Annotated in this window: 18 protein-coding genes; 15 read left to right on the top strand and 3 right to left on the bottom strand. The window is 51.6% G+C overall.

The window, feature by feature from the left end:
• Position 1 precedes the first annotated feature (1 nt).
• Positions 2 to 322 (top strand): hypothetical protein, encoded by a 321-nt coding sequence (locus GX659_01025; protein NLD27372.1) that lies wholly within the window; start codon positions 2 to 4, stop codon positions 320 to 322.
• A gap of 9 nt (positions 323 to 331) precedes the next feature.
• Here the strand turns inward: GX659_01025 and gltX are convergent, their stop codons facing one another.
• Genes gltX through ilvC form a run of 3 tightly spaced genes read right to left on the bottom strand, consistent with a single transcriptional unit; the run spans position 332 to position 3,514 of the window.
• Complete coding sequence (gene gltX / locus GX659_01020; GenBank protein ID NLD27371.1) at positions 332 to 1,714, bottom strand: glutamate--tRNA ligase; 1,383 nt, start codon at positions 1,712 to 1,714, stop codon at positions 332 to 334.
• Between the two features lie 52 nt (positions 1,715 to 1,766).
• A complete protein-coding gene (gene amrB / locus GX659_01015; protein NLD27370.1) occupies positions 1,767 to 2,570 on the bottom strand; it encodes an AmmeMemoRadiSam system protein B in 804 nt (267 codons plus the stop codon).
• Positions 2,567 to 3,514 carry a ketol-acid reductoisomerase gene (gene ilvC, locus GX659_01010; GenBank protein NLD27369.1) on the bottom strand — a complete coding sequence of 316 codons (948 nt, stop codon included), beginning with the start codon at positions 3,512 to 3,514 and terminating at the stop codon, positions 2,567 to 2,569. The genes amrB and ilvC overlap by 4 nt, the downstream gene beginning before the upstream one ends.
• Before the next feature lie 506 nt (positions 3,515 to 4,020).
• On the opposite strand from ilvC, the gene GX659_01005 reads away from it, so the two are divergent.
• From GX659_01005 to GX659_00940, 14 genes are all read left to right on the top strand, one after another.
• Positions 4,021 to 4,374 carry an aspartate 1-decarboxylase gene (locus GX659_01005; protein ID NLD27368.1) on the top strand — a complete coding sequence of 118 codons (354 nt, stop codon included), beginning with the start codon at positions 4,021 to 4,023 and terminating at the stop codon, positions 4,372 to 4,374.
• Positions 4,375 to 4,461: 87 nt separating this feature from the next.
• Entirely contained in the window at positions 4,462 to 5,028 is a 567-nt protein-coding gene (locus GX659_01000) for a DUF177 domain-containing protein (GenBank protein ID NLD27367.1), read from the top strand.
• Between the two features lie 83 nt (positions 5,029 to 5,111).
• Positions 5,112 to 5,294, top strand: coding sequence for a 50S ribosomal protein L32 (gene rpmF, locus GX659_00995; protein NLD27366.1), 183 nt, complete (start codon positions 5,112 to 5,114; stop codon positions 5,292 to 5,294).
• Between the two features lie 9 nt (positions 5,295 to 5,303).
• The gene (acpP, locus tag GX659_00990; GenBank protein NLD27365.1) at positions 5,304 to 5,552 is read left to right on the top strand and encodes an acyl carrier protein; all 249 of its coding nucleotides are present in this window, start codon (positions 5,304 to 5,306) and stop codon (positions 5,550 to 5,552) included.
• Positions 5,552 to 5,986, top strand: a complete 435-nt coding sequence (gene rpiB / locus GX659_00985) for a ribose 5-phosphate isomerase B (protein NLD27364.1) — start codon at positions 5,552 to 5,554, stop codon at positions 5,984 to 5,986. Before acpP ends, rpiB begins: the two co-directional genes overlap by 1 nt.
• An 81-nt stretch (positions 5,987 to 6,067) precedes the next feature.
• Positions 6,068 to 7,336 carry a serine hydroxymethyltransferase gene (locus GX659_00980; GenBank protein NLD27363.1) on the top strand — a complete coding sequence of 423 codons (1,269 nt, stop codon included), beginning with the start codon at positions 6,068 to 6,070 and terminating at the stop codon, positions 7,334 to 7,336.
• 3 nt (positions 7,337 to 7,339) lie between these two features.
• A complete protein-coding gene (gene nrdR / locus GX659_00975; GenBank protein NLD27362.1) occupies positions 7,340 to 7,798 on the top strand; it encodes a transcriptional repressor NrdR in 459 nt (152 codons plus the stop codon).
• A gap of 1 nt (position 7,799) precedes the next feature.
• On the top strand, positions 7,800 to 8,927 hold the full coding sequence (ribD, locus tag GX659_00970; protein ID NLD27361.1) for a bifunctional diaminohydroxyphosphoribosylaminopyrimidine deaminase/5-amino-6-(5-phosphoribosylamino)uracil reductase RibD: 1,128 nt from the start codon (positions 7,800 to 7,802) through the stop codon (positions 8,925 to 8,927).
• On the top strand, positions 8,908 to 9,558 hold the full coding sequence (locus GX659_00965; protein NLD27360.1) for a riboflavin synthase: 651 nt from the start codon (positions 8,908 to 8,910) through the stop codon (positions 9,556 to 9,558). Before ribD ends, GX659_00965 begins: the two co-directional genes overlap by 20 nt.
• 2 nt (positions 9,559 to 9,560) lie before the next feature.
• Positions 9,561 to 10,796 (top strand): bifunctional 3,4-dihydroxy-2-butanone-4-phosphate synthase/GTP cyclohydrolase II, encoded by a 1,236-nt coding sequence (locus GX659_00960; protein NLD27359.1) that lies wholly within the window; start codon positions 9,561 to 9,563, stop codon positions 10,794 to 10,796.
• A gap of 25 nt (positions 10,797 to 10,821) precedes the next feature.
• Positions 10,822 to 11,289, top strand: a complete 468-nt coding sequence (locus tag GX659_00955) for a 6,7-dimethyl-8-ribityllumazine synthase (GenBank protein NLD27358.1) — start codon at positions 10,822 to 10,824, stop codon at positions 11,287 to 11,289.
• 2 nt (positions 11,290 to 11,291) lie between these two features.
• On the top strand, positions 11,292 to 11,732 hold the full coding sequence (gene nusB, locus GX659_00950; protein NLD27357.1) for a transcription antitermination factor NusB: 441 nt from the start codon (positions 11,292 to 11,294) through the stop codon (positions 11,730 to 11,732).
• Positions 11,725 to 12,579, top strand: coding sequence for a 4-hydroxy-3-methylbut-2-enyl diphosphate reductase (ispH, locus tag GX659_00945; GenBank protein NLD27356.1), 855 nt, complete (start codon positions 11,725 to 11,727; stop codon positions 12,577 to 12,579). The genes nusB and ispH overlap by 8 nt, the downstream gene beginning before the upstream one ends.
• Positions 12,580 to 12,598: 19 nt before the next feature.
• On the top strand, positions 12,599 to 13,972 hold the full coding sequence (locus GX659_00940) for a phosphoglucosamine mutase (GenBank protein ID NLD27355.1): 1,374 nt from the start codon (positions 12,599 to 12,601) through the stop codon (positions 13,970 to 13,972).
• Positions 13,973 to 13,996: the final 24 nt, after the last annotated feature.

The raw sequence follows: 13,996 nt of genomic DNA, 5'->3' as shown, positions 1-13,996 counted from the left end.
TATGAAAAATGACGCCCCGAAATTTGATGTGAGGGATCCGAACTGGCTTCCAGTTCCGTTCGCTATCGAGAGGGAAACTGAGTTGCAGTTTGTTGAGGAAAACGATCTTTTCCCCAAGGGTAGTGTATCGAGCTTTTATCCGCGACAGGGGTACGGTGTCATAAAGGATGCGAAGGGAGTGGACCTCTATTTCAATCTCGACGAGGCAGCACTGGTGGGCCCGAAAGGGGATAAGAAATATCTCGTCGTGGGGAAACGCGTCGGCTTTGACAGGAGCCGCACTTCGGAAGGGGATCGGGTAATCAAAATAAAAGTCTACTGAACTGTGGATCTATCCGATCGCGGCCCTGATCCTCTTCACGACTCGCTCTTTTCCTAAAATACTTAGCACTTCGTATATGCCCGGGCTGACGGTGGTGCCGGTCAACGCGACCCTTATCGGCTGGGCCACGTCTAGCATCTTGAGAGCTTTTTGAGCAGCGATTGAGTCGATGACATTTTTTATCGAATTGATTGTGAATTGATCGAGCTTTTCCAATTGAATGAGGATTTCAGCTAACAACGACTTGCCCGCCTCTCCAAGCCACTTCGAGCCGGCTTTTTCATCGATGACTATTTCATCGCGAAAATAGAATGCGGAGATATCCGCGAGTTCCTTTAAAGTTCTGCCTCTTTCTCTCTCTGTCGCAATCGCTGCGCTGGCGTACGAGCGGTCGTCTATTTTTAAGCCGATTCCTTCCAAAAATGGAACGACTTGGTCGGCAAGCTCATTATTGGAGAGCTTGTTCATATGCTCTCTGTTCACCCAGCCGAGTTTTTCCATATCGAATACCGAGGGCGAATTCCCAACGGAATCCAGATCGAAGTTCCTGATCAGCTCCTCGATGGTGAAAATTTCCTGGTCTCCGTGAGACCATCCTAGCCTGGCCAGATAATTGACCAGCGCGTGTGGAAGATAGCCCATCTCCTTATATTCGATAACCGACGCGGCGCCATGCCTTTTAGAGAGTTTCTTTTTATCAGGTCCGTGTATCATGGGAAGATGGGCGAATTCCGGTACTTCGAAACCCAATGCTTTGTACAGCAGAACCTGTCGCGGCGTGTTGTTGATGTGGTCGTCGCCGCGTATGACGTGACTTATCTTCATCGTCACATCATCGACTACGACTGTGAAGTTGTAAGTCGGACTGCCGTCGCTCCTGGCGATGATGAGATCGTCGAGCTCTATGTTTTCAAACCTTATCGTTCCTCTGCAGATGTCGTGAAATTCAGTGGCGCCATCCTGAGGGGCCTTGAACCTTATCGCTGCCGGTAGATCCGGATTCGAGTCGCTGTTCCTGCATTTCCCGTCATACTTGGGTTTGCGGCCTTCGGCTAGGGCCTGCTGACGCTTTGCTTCCAGCTCTTCAGGGGTGCATGTGCATCTGTAGGCCTTCCCATCATCGAGGAGTTTTTGAACATGCGTCTTGTAGAGATTCATCCTCTCCGTCTGGTAGAACGGGCCTTCATCCCAGTCCATCCCGAGCCACTTCATTCCATCGAGGATCGATTTCTCGAATTCCTTCGTGGAACGCTCGAGGTCCGTGTCTTCTATACGGAGTATGAATGTGCCCCCGTGGTGTCTGGCGAAGAGCCAGTTGAAGAGAGCGGTTCTGGCCCCTCCGATATGGAGAGAGCCGGTTGGTGACGGTGCAAATCGTACGCGTGGTTTCATGGGGAGATTAAGTATGGAAAGCAGCGGGCTGCGTCAAGGCAAAATGGTCATCCTATTCTATTGTGAATCCGGCGTATCCGACTACCGAGGTGTAATCCCCCGTAACATCGCCGGAGGTCTTGTGTTCGACCAGAGTCGCTTTTTTTGCCCCGAGTTCAAGGGATGCCATGATTGCCACTGCGGTAGGGATAACGCCGCACATGGTTATGGATCTGCTGGAGCAGATTTCAACAAGCCCTGATGCATCAAGATCCAAGACTTTTTCTATGGCCATCCTGTCCTTCTCCATCGTTTCCGCTTGAGCATCGAAGTGATTCATGTCTGTGCTGCAGACTATCAATATATCCTCGTCGCATTTCGAAACCACTCTGGCGATGGCAGATGCAAGCTCGGCGCACCCCGCCGCCCCAAGCAGTGAAATCGTTATCGGGGCTATTCTGAGTTTTGGCTGCCGCGCAAGAAGAAAGGGGAGCTGAACTTCCAGAGAATGTTCCTGCAGATGTGCGCTCATGTCATCGCGTAGCCCCGTGGATTCTCGCAGAAGCGAGGAAGATATATCCTCATCCACGGGGATTTCACCTGTAGGAATTGCCCAGCTTCCCTTCGCCATTATCGCGGCGCGGGCTCCGTAGCCGCGGTGATTGGGAGAAAGTACTATGCACTTTTCCGGAACGGATATCTCTGAAAAGATCCTTCCTGCGACCTCTCCGGAATAGACGTAACCCGCGTGCGGCGCGATTGCACATATGACCTTCTTTGGATTTTCAACCGGGTGAATCAGTCGCTTCAGGGTTTTTGTCAGCGCGCTGAAAGTTCCGGGATAGAAAGACCCTGCTACCGCCGGCTCTCTTTTCATCTCAATTTTCCCTCTACAAATTTACGGTGCACCTTTTCGAATTCGCTGGAGGCGTCATCTGCCAGCAAACTTTCTGTCTGCGAAAATCCCGAGGCCGTCTCTTTCTTGAGCTCTTCGATGAATTTTCCAGATTTTATTTCCGATAGCAGATTATTCATTTCAACCCTGGTCTTTGAATCGACGATCCTCTTTCCCCTCGTGACCGCTCCGAACCTTGCCGTGTCGCTTATCCTTCTCCTCATCCCCTCTATGCCATGTTTTTCCATGAGGGAGAGTATCGGATGGAGCTCTCGTAAGGAGCTTTGGTATGCTATTTCTGGATTGTAGCCGTTTGAGACGAGGGTTTCGAATGAGGCGCGGATGAGCTCGGGCAGCCCTCCGCAGAGTATTACCTGTTCGGCGAAAAGATCGGTCTCCACCTCCTCGCGAAAGGTGGACTTTATGAAGGGCCCATCTTTGCTTATTCCCTTTCCATAAAAGAGCGCACGATCGAAGGCCCTTCCAGTGAAATCCTGTGCCACCGCTACCGCGCAGGGGACTCCGGATCCAGCTAGAAACTCCTCTCTCACAGCGATTCCATGAGCGAGGGGGGCCACCAGGATAACGTCGATATCATTTCTTGGCGCGATCATGCCGTAGTGTACCGCTAGACCGTGCGCGAAAAGGATCGCGGCGCCAGGCCTTAGATTCTCCTGAAGGATTTGGGAATAAAATTCAGCCTGCTGGCTATCCGGAAGCATGATGGCGCATATGGATGCTTCGGAGGCCGCTTTTTTTAGATCGGTGCGACAGGTGAGTTTAAGCTTGCGCACCTCCTCTATACGGGGGCTTTCGGGCCTGAGGGAGACTGTCACATCGAGGCCGCTTTCTTGGAGGTTCTGGGCTTGGACTCGCCCCTGTGCACCGAAGCCGAAGATCACTATTTTTTCATCAGCGGTATTCATAGTACTCAGTGATCTAGCTTTGTAAAAGGTCTTCTGCAAGAGGTATTCTCCCAACTTTCAATATAAAACTGGCATCCGGATAAAGTTCTTTAACTTATAAGTAACCTTTGAAAAATCAGCAAATTCAGGGCGCCTCTAAAAGCTATGCGCTTGTCATCCCCGCAACGACCGTGACTTGTGACTGGTGAACGGTTGGAACGGGATTCCCGCTTAAATCATGCGAGAATGACGGCGTGATTGTCATCCCCGAATCTTAATCTTCATCGTAATCTTAATCTTCATCGTAATTTTAATCTTAATAACGATATTTTCGAATATAATCCAGTCTTACAAAATGCTGATCAAAGATCAGCGACAATGGACCATTGACCAGCTGCGATCGATGGTTTTGGTCGATGGTCACTTGTCCATGGTCGAAGTTATTTGTTGCAGCTAGCTTTTCAGAGATTTCATAAGATAATCCATCGGTTGACATGTATTAAGCCTTCGGTATAGGTTCCCGCGCTATGCGCAGGAGAATGCTGAAATCAAAGATTCACAGGGCTACCGTTACCGATGCCTCTGCGGATTATGAAGGTTCCATAACCATAGACAGGGTCCTTATGGATGCCGCGGATCTGTTCGAGTATGAGCAGGTCCATGTATGGGATGTGACAAACGGCGCACGTTTGGTGACCTATGTTATCGAAGGGGCTCCCGCCTCTGGAACGATATCCATAAACGGGGCTGCCGCGCTTTTGATAAATCGGGGCGATAAGATAATCATCGGCGGCTATGGGGATTACGATGAGTCTGAGGTCAGAAATTTTCAGCCCAGGAAGATCTTCGTGGACGAGAAGAACCGGCCGATAAAAAAATAGAAAAATGTTTTAAGCTCTGTTTGGGCGCTGTGCGTTGATTTTAGCGCAATTGCAGATGAATAAACAGGTCTATATACAGGTTCATATATGGAAATATTTTTAGACGACATACCGCAAGATGGCCTTAAGATCTCCGCTACAGAGCAGGATCGCTGGCTTGATGATCTTCTTTCCGATGCAGTCGGAGAGGCCCATCTTCGTGGCGCAGCCGCCAGTGCGGAAATTTTACTCGAGAGGATCGGCGACAATGTCGATATAAAGGGAAATGTCGAGTATTCCACCCGCCGTGATTGCGACAGATGCCTCTGCGAGTATGACAGCAGGCAGGGGGTGGAGATAAGCGTTTTGCTTATTCCCTCCTCCACCGATGACGACGAATTCGGCAGGGAGGAAAACGGCGAAGTGGAGCTCTCCAGCGAGGAGCTGGAGTTCGGCTTCTACGAGGGAGACTATATCGATCTATCCGATATCATTAGGGAACAGGTGATACTTCAGATCCCCATGAAGCACCTGTGTAAAAAGGATTGCGCCGGGCTCTGTCAGCGATGCGGTCAGAATCTGAACGACGGGAAGTGTTCCTGTGCGGAGAAGGAGGTCGACCCTCGCTGGGCGCCCCTCAAGGGGTTAAAGCTGGTAGGTGGGCAAAAACGCTGAGATTTTCATTAGATGCTGGACATGCGCCCTTTATTAATGTAATTGGGGCGCTATTTTTGAAACGTTTTTGAAAGGAGAATGCTGTGGCAGTCCCAGAGAGAAAAAAATCGAAGAGCAGAAGAAATATGCGCCGTGCGGCCAACTCAAAGAGAAAACCGACGAACCTTTCGATATGTCCCCAGTGCAGGCAGTCCAAGCTTCCTCACAGGGTGTGCATCCATTGCGGTTTTTACAAGGGCCGCGAAATCGTCGGTCAGGAGATATAGTCCACAAACATGAACCTGCCTCTTGAACAAGTAGCGGGGAAAGTCAGGGAGATCATCGCTGACCAACTCGGCCTTTCCGAGGAGGACATCTCCTTGCAGTCATCCTTTATAGATGACCTTGGCGCCGACCATCTCGATTTCATGGAGATAGTCATGGCGTTCGAGGAGGAGTTTGAATTGGATATCGACGATGAAATCGCCGAGAATCTTTCCTCCGTGCAAGATGCCATTGACCTGATCTCAAAGAGGAACAACTGATGCAATTCAAGATCGCCATAGGCTCAGACCACGCAGGTTTTGAACTCAAGGAACATCTGAAGAAGCATTTGCAGGCGCGCTGCGAAACTGTCATCGATTGTGGCCCGCGCAGCGCCGAAAAATCCGATTATCCTGATTACGCCAAAGAGGTATCAGGTCTGGTTTCCCGCGGGGAATGCGATAGAGGGCTTTTGGTCTGCGGCTCCGGCATAGGCATGTGCATGGCGGCCAATCGCTATCGCGGAGTCAGGGCGGCGGTTCTGCGCGACCAGGTCGATGCGGAACTCGCCAGGCGTCACAACGATGCCAATGTGGCCTGCATAGGCGCTAGGATAACCGCCTTCGATATGGCGGTTCTGTTGACTGACGTTTTTCTGATGACCCAGTTTGAAGGCGGGCGCCACGAACCTCGGATAGCCAAAATAGAGCTGTAATAACCGCTTTTTACCTTCCTTACTATCCTTGCCCTTTTTGAAACCCTATGATAGCCAAGCGCAATCTGATTCGCTTTGCGTCTGACACATTTCAAAAAGGAGGGAACCGTGATTTCGGAAAACCTAAAAAACTTTGATCCGGAAATTGCCAGGGCCATATCCGACGAGCTCGGCAGGCAGGAACACAAGCTCGAGCTTATAGCTTCGGAGAATTTCGTTTCTAAGAATGTCTTGAACGCGCTCGGTTCAGTGATGACGAACAAATATGCCGAGGGGTATCCGGGGAAGCGGTATTACGGGGGTTGCGAGTTTGTCGACGTAGCAGAAAATCTCGCAAGGGATCGCGCGAAAAAACTTTTTGGCTGCGATCACGTCAACGTTCAACCCCACTCAGGCAGCCAGGCAAATCTCTGCGTCTATTATTCGATACTCAAGCCGGGGGACACTCTTCTTGGAATGAATCTTTCACACGGAGGGCATCTTACGCACGGATCCCCCGTCAGCATATCCGGAACTTATTTTAAGGTGATTCCGTACGGCGTTAATCTTGAAACAGAACTGATCGACTTCGATGAAGTCAGAAAACTTGCACACAAGAACAAGCCCAAGCTGATAGTTTGCGGCGCATCGGCTTATTCACGCGATATAGATTTTTCGAAATTTCGTGAGATAGCTGACGAGGTCGGCGCATACCTGATGGCCGACATAGCCCATCCCGCCGGGCTCGTTGCAACGGGCCTTCACACAAGTCCGATTCCACATTGTCACTTTGTAACTACGACCACCCACAAGACCCTACGCGGTCCGCGCGGTGGAATGGTTATGTGCAAGGAGGAATTCGCCAAGGCCGTCGACAAATCGATCTTTCCCGGCCTGCAGGGAGGTCCGCTGATGCACGTTATTGCTGCCAAAGCGGTGGCATTTCTAGAGGACCTGCAGCCCGCCTACACGACCTATTGCAAACAGGTGGTGGCGAATGCCAGGGCGCTGGCAGAAGCCCTCTCCAAGAGAGGAATCAGAATAGTTTCCGGCGGCACCGATACCCATCTGCTGCTGTTGGATTTGACCGCCCAGGATGTAACCGGCAAAGAGGTCGAGGCTGCGCTTGGAGATGCGGGCATAACCGTAAACAAGAATACGATCCCGAGGGAAACTCGATCTCCCTTTATTACTTCCGGCATCAGAATAGGGACTCCTGCGATGACAACGCGCGGCATGAAAGAGTCTGAGATGAATATCGTCGGAAACTGGATCGCGGATGTTATTTCCGATCTTTCCAGCGAGAGCTTGCGGACATCTATAAAATCCCAGGTGCGGGAACTTTGTGACGCTTTTCCGCTCTACAGGTAAAAGATGAGATGCCCATTTTGTCCAACTGTTGAAAGCAAGGTCATCGACTCGAGGGTTTCCAAGGATGGAGCCATCATCCGCAGAAGGCGCGAGTGCGAGGTCTGCGGCAAGCGCTTCACGACTTATGAAAGGGTCGAGGAGCCTTTACCCGCCGTCGTTAAAAAAGACGGTCGTCGGGAGGCGTTCGATCGCATGAAGATAGTCGGTGGAGTTAAAAAGGCCTGCGAGAAACGCCCGATCTCTATGGAGACTATCAACTCGGTGGCCGACGATATCGAGCGGTGGGTTCAGGAGCAGGGGGATTCAGAGGTGCCGAGTTCCGTCATAGGCGCCCGTGTTATGGCTGCACTGCACAAGTTGGATGAAGTTGCCTACGTGCGCTTCGCTTCTGTCTACAGATCATTCAAGGATATAAACGAGTTCATGTCAGAGCTCAACGAGCTTCTCAATAGGGAGAAATGAGATGTCGAGCAAAAGGGAATCCTACATGAGATGGGCCCTGGCTCTGGCCCTCGAGGGGCTTGGAAGAACTTCACCAAATCCGATGGTGGGAGCGGTCATAGTCAAGGGCGGAAAGATAGTCGGGGAGGGATACCACAAAAAGGCGGGCACGCCTCATGCGGAGGTGAATGCCCTAGAGGATGCGGGGTCGAAAGCGAGAGGGGCGGATATGTATGTCACTCTGGAGCCCTGTGTCCATCACGGGGAAACGCCCCCCTGTGTCGATGCGATAGCTACGGCGGGAATCAAGCGTGTCTTCATCGGAACCAGGGATGTGAATCCTCTCGTAAATGGCAAGGGGATCAGGGCACTGCAGGATAAAGGGATCGATGTATCGGTCGGCATACTGGAAGAAAGCTGCGTTAAATTGAATGATCGTTACAATCGCTTTATGATCAGCGGCGTTCCCCACGTTACGGCTAAGACCGCGCTCTCTCTTGATGGAAAGATTGCCGTCGCTACCGGAGAATCGAAGTGGATCACCAACAAAGAATGTAGAAACTATGTGCATAGAATTCGCGGTACGGTCGATGCGGTGATGGTAGGGGGAGGGACCGTCCGCAAGGATGACCCTCGCCTGAACGTCAGGCTGAAGAATTGGCACGGCCTCATGCCGGTGGCTGTAGTAGTAGACAGCGCTCTAAACATACCTCGCAGCGCGAGGCTTTTTCGCCGTCCGAAGCAGAGCTGCATCTTCGCCACAACTGCGAAGGCCCCTGCATCAAGAGTTCGCTGGATAGAGAAAAATGGCTTCACTGTGATGAGGTGTCGTGCCACAGGTTCGGGGCGCGTTTTTCTGCCCCACATGCTTCAGAAGCTAGGGGAACTTGGAATTACTTCCATACTTCTCGAGGGTGGTGGAGAACTTTTTTCCGATTTCATAAAACGCAAGCTGGTGGACCATATGGTGGTCTGCATGGCTCCTGTTTTCATCGGGGGAGGAGGGAAGGATTTTCTCCCCGGTATTGCGATACCGAGCATTGATAAAGTTGTGAAACTCTCCGGCGTTTCGATACAGCGATTTGGAGACAACTTTGTCATCGAGGGTTCGGTCGTGAGAGGGGGCGGCGGTGTTCACCGGAATAATTGAGGGAGTTGGCGAGGTTCGCTCCGCCAGAAAAAGAGATGATGTGCTCCTCCTCGAAATAGCATCCGAATTTGACATCGAAAGATGCAATGTCGGCGATTCCATTTCAGTCAATGGCTGCTGTCTGACGATCACTTCCCGGCTCGGAAAATGTTTTTGGGCAGATGTCTCACCTGAGACGATTTCGAGGTCCACACTGGGCAAGCTAAAGCCTGGGATGCGTGTAAACCTCGAGCGGGCGATGCAGGCGGGGGGGCGTTTTGGCGGCCACCTGGTGCAGGGACACGTCGATGGTGTTGGAAAAGTTATTGATATTATTACTAAAACAGGGTTTCAGGAGTTCAGCATAGAAATTCCGCACAACCTTTCCAGGTACATGGTCGAAAAGGGTTCGATCGCGGTGGATGGGGTAAGCCTGACTATATCGAGATGCGGAGGGAACTCCTTCAGCGTGGTGGTGATATCACACACCAAGCTAAACTCGACATTTCACTCGATGCGCATCGGAGATGAGGTCAACTTAGAAGTTGACATAATCGGCAAGTATGTTGAGAAACTTGGCTTTCTCGACAGCGAGCAGTATTCGGAGAGGTCGAAGATTACAGAGGAATTTCTCAAGAAACACGGATTCTAATCATGGCCGTTATAGATTTCAAAGAGCACGCTGGCAGCATCGCAGCGGTGGAGAGGGCTCTCGCCGATTTCAGGGCGGGGCGGATGGTGATACTCGTCGATGACGAGGACCGCGAAAATGAGGGCGACCTCGCAATGGCTGCGGAGATGATTACTCCCGAGGCTGTCAACTTCATGGTTAAATTTGGACGCGGGCTTGTCTGTCTGACCATCACCGATGAAGACGCGAAAAAACTCGATCTTCCGATGATGGTCGGCAAAAACACCTCCGCCTTTCATACCGGATTTACCGTTTCGATAGATGCGAAGCACGGCACTACCACCGGCATCTCAGCCGCCGATCGCGCCACGACAATTCTCGCCGCGATCGCCGACGGTGCGAAGCCTGAGGATCTGGTCAGGCCGGGTCACATCTTTCCTCTGTGCGCCAAAAAAGGCGGAGTTTTGGTTAGGACTGGACAGACCGAGGGCTCCGTTGATCTTGCCAGGCTCGCCGGAATGAAGAGCGCGGGAGTAATCTGCGAGATCATGAACGATGACGGTTCGATGGCGCGCATGCCCGATCTTGAAAAATTTGCGAAGAAGCACTCCCTTTCCATAGTGAGCATAGAGGATATCGTTCGATACAGGATGAGGAAAGAATCCCTGGTTCACCGCAGCTCTGGTGCGAAGCTCCCCATCTTTTGCGATGAGGGTTTTAAGATTTTTTCCTATACCAACGACATAGATTCGCATGCGCACATCGCCCTCGTTAAGGGGGATCTTTCCAGCGGTGAGCCAGTCTTGGTCAGAGTTCATTCGGAGTGCTTGACCGGCGATGTTTTTGGTTCGAGCAGATGCGACTGCGGTGCGCAGTTGAAAAAATCCCTGGAGATGATTTCGGCTGAAGGGCGGGGCGCGCTGCTTTACATTCGCCAGGAGGGGCGTGGAATAGGGATTCACAACAAGATCAACGCATACGCTCTTCAGGACCAGGGTTTTGATACGGTCGAGGCTAACGAAAAATTGGGATTTAAAGCCGACCTTCGCGATTATGGCATTGGCGCGCAGATTTTGGTCGATCTGGGAATCCGCAAGCTGCGTTTGATGACTAACAATCCCAAGAAAGTGGTAGGGCTTTCTGGATATGGCATAGAGATAGTCGAAAGGGTTTCGATAGAGATTGAACCAGGGGAGTACAACGAGTTCTATCTGAAAACAAAGCGTGAAAAAATGGGGCATCTGTTGGAGAAGGTTTGAAGCGGATGCTTTGGGAGGATATGATATGCCGAAGATAATTGAAGGGGGCCTGTCGTCGAAGGGTTTGAGGATGGCGGTCGTGGTGAGCAGATTTAACGATTTCATAACCTCCAGGCTCGTCGATGGGGCGATGGATGTGATATCCAGAAGCGGTGGAGATTTGGAGAATGCGGTTCTCGTCAAAGTCCCCGGTGCCATGGAGATATCGCTTGCGGCGAAGAAGCTGGCTGAAAGTGGAAAATACGACGCCGTCATTTGCCTGGGTGCGATAATCAGGGGTTCGACTCCTCATTTCGAGCACGTGGCCAATCAGTCTGCCCGCGGTCTAGCGCAGACGATGCTTTCCAGCGGAATTCCTATCAGCTTTGGAGTTATCACGGCCGACAACCTCGAACAGGCGATAGAGAGGGCCGGCACGAAGCAGGGCAACAAGGGTTCCGAAGCCGCGTTGGCTGCTATAGAGATGGCCAACGTCCTGAGAAATATAGGCTGACGATGGGAATTAGAAGAAAAGCCAGGGAATGCGTGGTTCAGATGCTCTACCAACTCGACGTTGGCGGAGAAGATGCTCGCATGGTCAGGAACAACTTTTGGAGGGGCAACGAGTTTTCATCCGAGGTTGTGGAATTTGCCAACGTTCTTTTTGACGGAGTCGTTTCCAATATCGAGAAGATAGACTCCTCCATTTCGGACAATTCTACGAACTGGAAAATATCGAGGATGGCAGCCGTAGACAAGAGCGTGCTTCGGGTTTCAGTGTATGAACTTTTGTTCAGGGTGGACATCCCGATCAAAGTCTCTATCAACGAGGCCGTGGAAATAGCGAAGCGTTTTGGAACTTCCGAAAGCGGCGCCTTTGTCAACGGCATACTTGATAATATAGCCAAGACCTCTTCCCTTCCGAAAAAGGCCGATAGAGAAAATGAAAATGACTAAAAAGACCATCATAGTCGCTACTTCAGCCGGGTTTTGCTGGGGAGTCAGAAGGGCTTTCGACAAGGTCCTCGATGTCGCCAAGAATCATCCGGAAAATCATCCCGTCCATACCTATGGTCCGCTGATACACAATCCACAGGCTGTTGAAATGCTGGAGCAACAGGGGATCTGCGTTATAGATGAAATACCTGTCGAGCTCTCCGGTACTGTCGTGATACGAACCCATGGGGTTCCGCCTGAAGAAAGAAAACGGCTGGAGAAGTGCGGAGCTGTAATTTGCGATGCGACATGTCCGGACGTGGGGCGCATCCAAGGGACGGTTCGAGGCCATCTGAGAAAAGGCTATTTTATCATAATCATCGGCCATAAGGAGCACCCTGAGGTAAAGGCACTGCTCGGTTTTGCGGAGGACCGTGGAGCTTGCGTGAACACCGCTGCCGAAGTGGAGGCCCTTCCTCCCGACCTTGGGAAGGTCTGCGTCGTCTCGCAGAGCACGCAGCAGAGAGAAAAATTCGAGCAGCTTGTAGCCCTTATAAAGTCGAGATTTCCCGAGTGCCTCGTCTTCGATACTATATGCCGTTCCACTGGAATGAGGCAGGAGGAGGTAAGGGATTTGGCGAGGCGCGTCGATGCGATGGTGGTGGTTGGGGGGAGAAACAGCTCCAACACAAACAGGCTTGCGGAAATATCGAGGGAGTGCGGCGCTGCTACATTTTTCATCGAAACCGATGATGAGATTTCAATGGACGATTTCAAAGATGCCACGACGATAGGAATAACAGCGGGGGCTTCGACTCCCAGTTGGGTGATCGACCGTGTCGTGGCGAAGCTCACCGAATCGGAATAGCGTTTGGCAGAGGGGCGATATGTATCACAACGGAAGAAAACTTTTTGGCACCGACGGGGTTCGCGGCATAGCAAACAGCTATCCCATGGACTCCTGCACTGCTGTGAAACTTGGGCAGGCGATAGCGAATCATTTTTGCAATGCCGCAGGGCTCAAGAGGATAGTCATAGGAAAAGACACCAGGCTCTCAGGTTACGTTTTCGAGTCGGCGTTGGTTGCCGGAATCTGCTCGATGGGAGTGGATGCCATGCTCGTGGGGCCGCTTCCCACTCCGGGAATAGCATTTATAGCTCACAGCATGCGCGCGAGAGCCGGGGTTATGGTTTCCGCCTCGCACAATCCTGTGGAATACAACGGCATCAAGTTTTTTGACAACCAGGGTTTCAAGCTTCCCGACGAGACCGAGTTCAACATGGAGCGCATGATATTTAGCGGAGATCTCGACAGGTTGAGAGTTCCTCCCCTCGAGATGGGGAAGGCGTACAGGATAGACGACGCAGGCGGACGTTACATACAGTACATCAAGGGTACCTTTCCTACGCAGCTGACGCTCGATGGTTTCAACATAGTTTTGGATTGCGCCAATGGCGCCGGTTACAAGGTGGCTCCTACCATTTTCTCCGAGCTTGGCGCGCGCGTCCATGCGATATTCAATCAGCCGAACGGGCTCAATATAAATGTGGATTGCGGAGCCCTCCATCCGGCGAAGATGTGCAGGATAGTGCGTGAGCAGGGGGCTGATGTTGGGATAGCTTTGGACGGCGATGCCGACAGGGTAATCATGTGCGACGAAAACGGCGCCCTCGTCGATGGAGACGCTCTTATTGCCATATGTGCCTTCCATCTTCATTCGAAGGGTTCGCTTGCAAAGGATACCGTCGTCGGCACGACGATGAGCAATATGGGGCTTGAAATATCGCTCGCCCGAAAAGGAATCAAGCTTCTGCGCACGGATGTCGGAGACCGATACATCATGGAGGTGATGCGCAGCGGGGGATACAATCTGGGAGGAGAGAACAGCGGCCACGTGATATTCCTTCATCATACTACTTCGGGAGACGGGATTCTGGCAGCGCTTCGCGTTCTTTCGATCATGCGTCAGAATGGAAAGAGGCTTTCGGAGCTGGTCGCTGAAAGTTTCAAACCCTTTCCCCAAAAGATAATAAACGTTCCTGTCAGGGAGAAAGTTCCCTTCGAAGGGATGAAGGGCGTCGCCGCGGAGATCAAAAAGACAGAGGAAACGCTTGGCAAACACGGCCGTCTCCTGGTCAGATATTCCGGTACTGAGAATATCGCGCGAGTGATGGTGGAAGGTGAAAACGAATCTCAGATAGGCGATCTGGTCGCTGCAATTGCCGATGCTATCAATGCCGAGATAGGTTTGGAGGGTTGAATTGTTCCAAAATCTCAAGACAGC

It is taken from the genome of Myxococcales bacterium (assembly GCA_012513515.1).
Lineage (GTDB): Bacteria > UBA10199 > UBA10199 > 2-02-FULL-44-16 > JAAZCA01 > JAAZCA01.
This window is presented reverse-complemented; position numbering and strand designations above follow the sequence as displayed.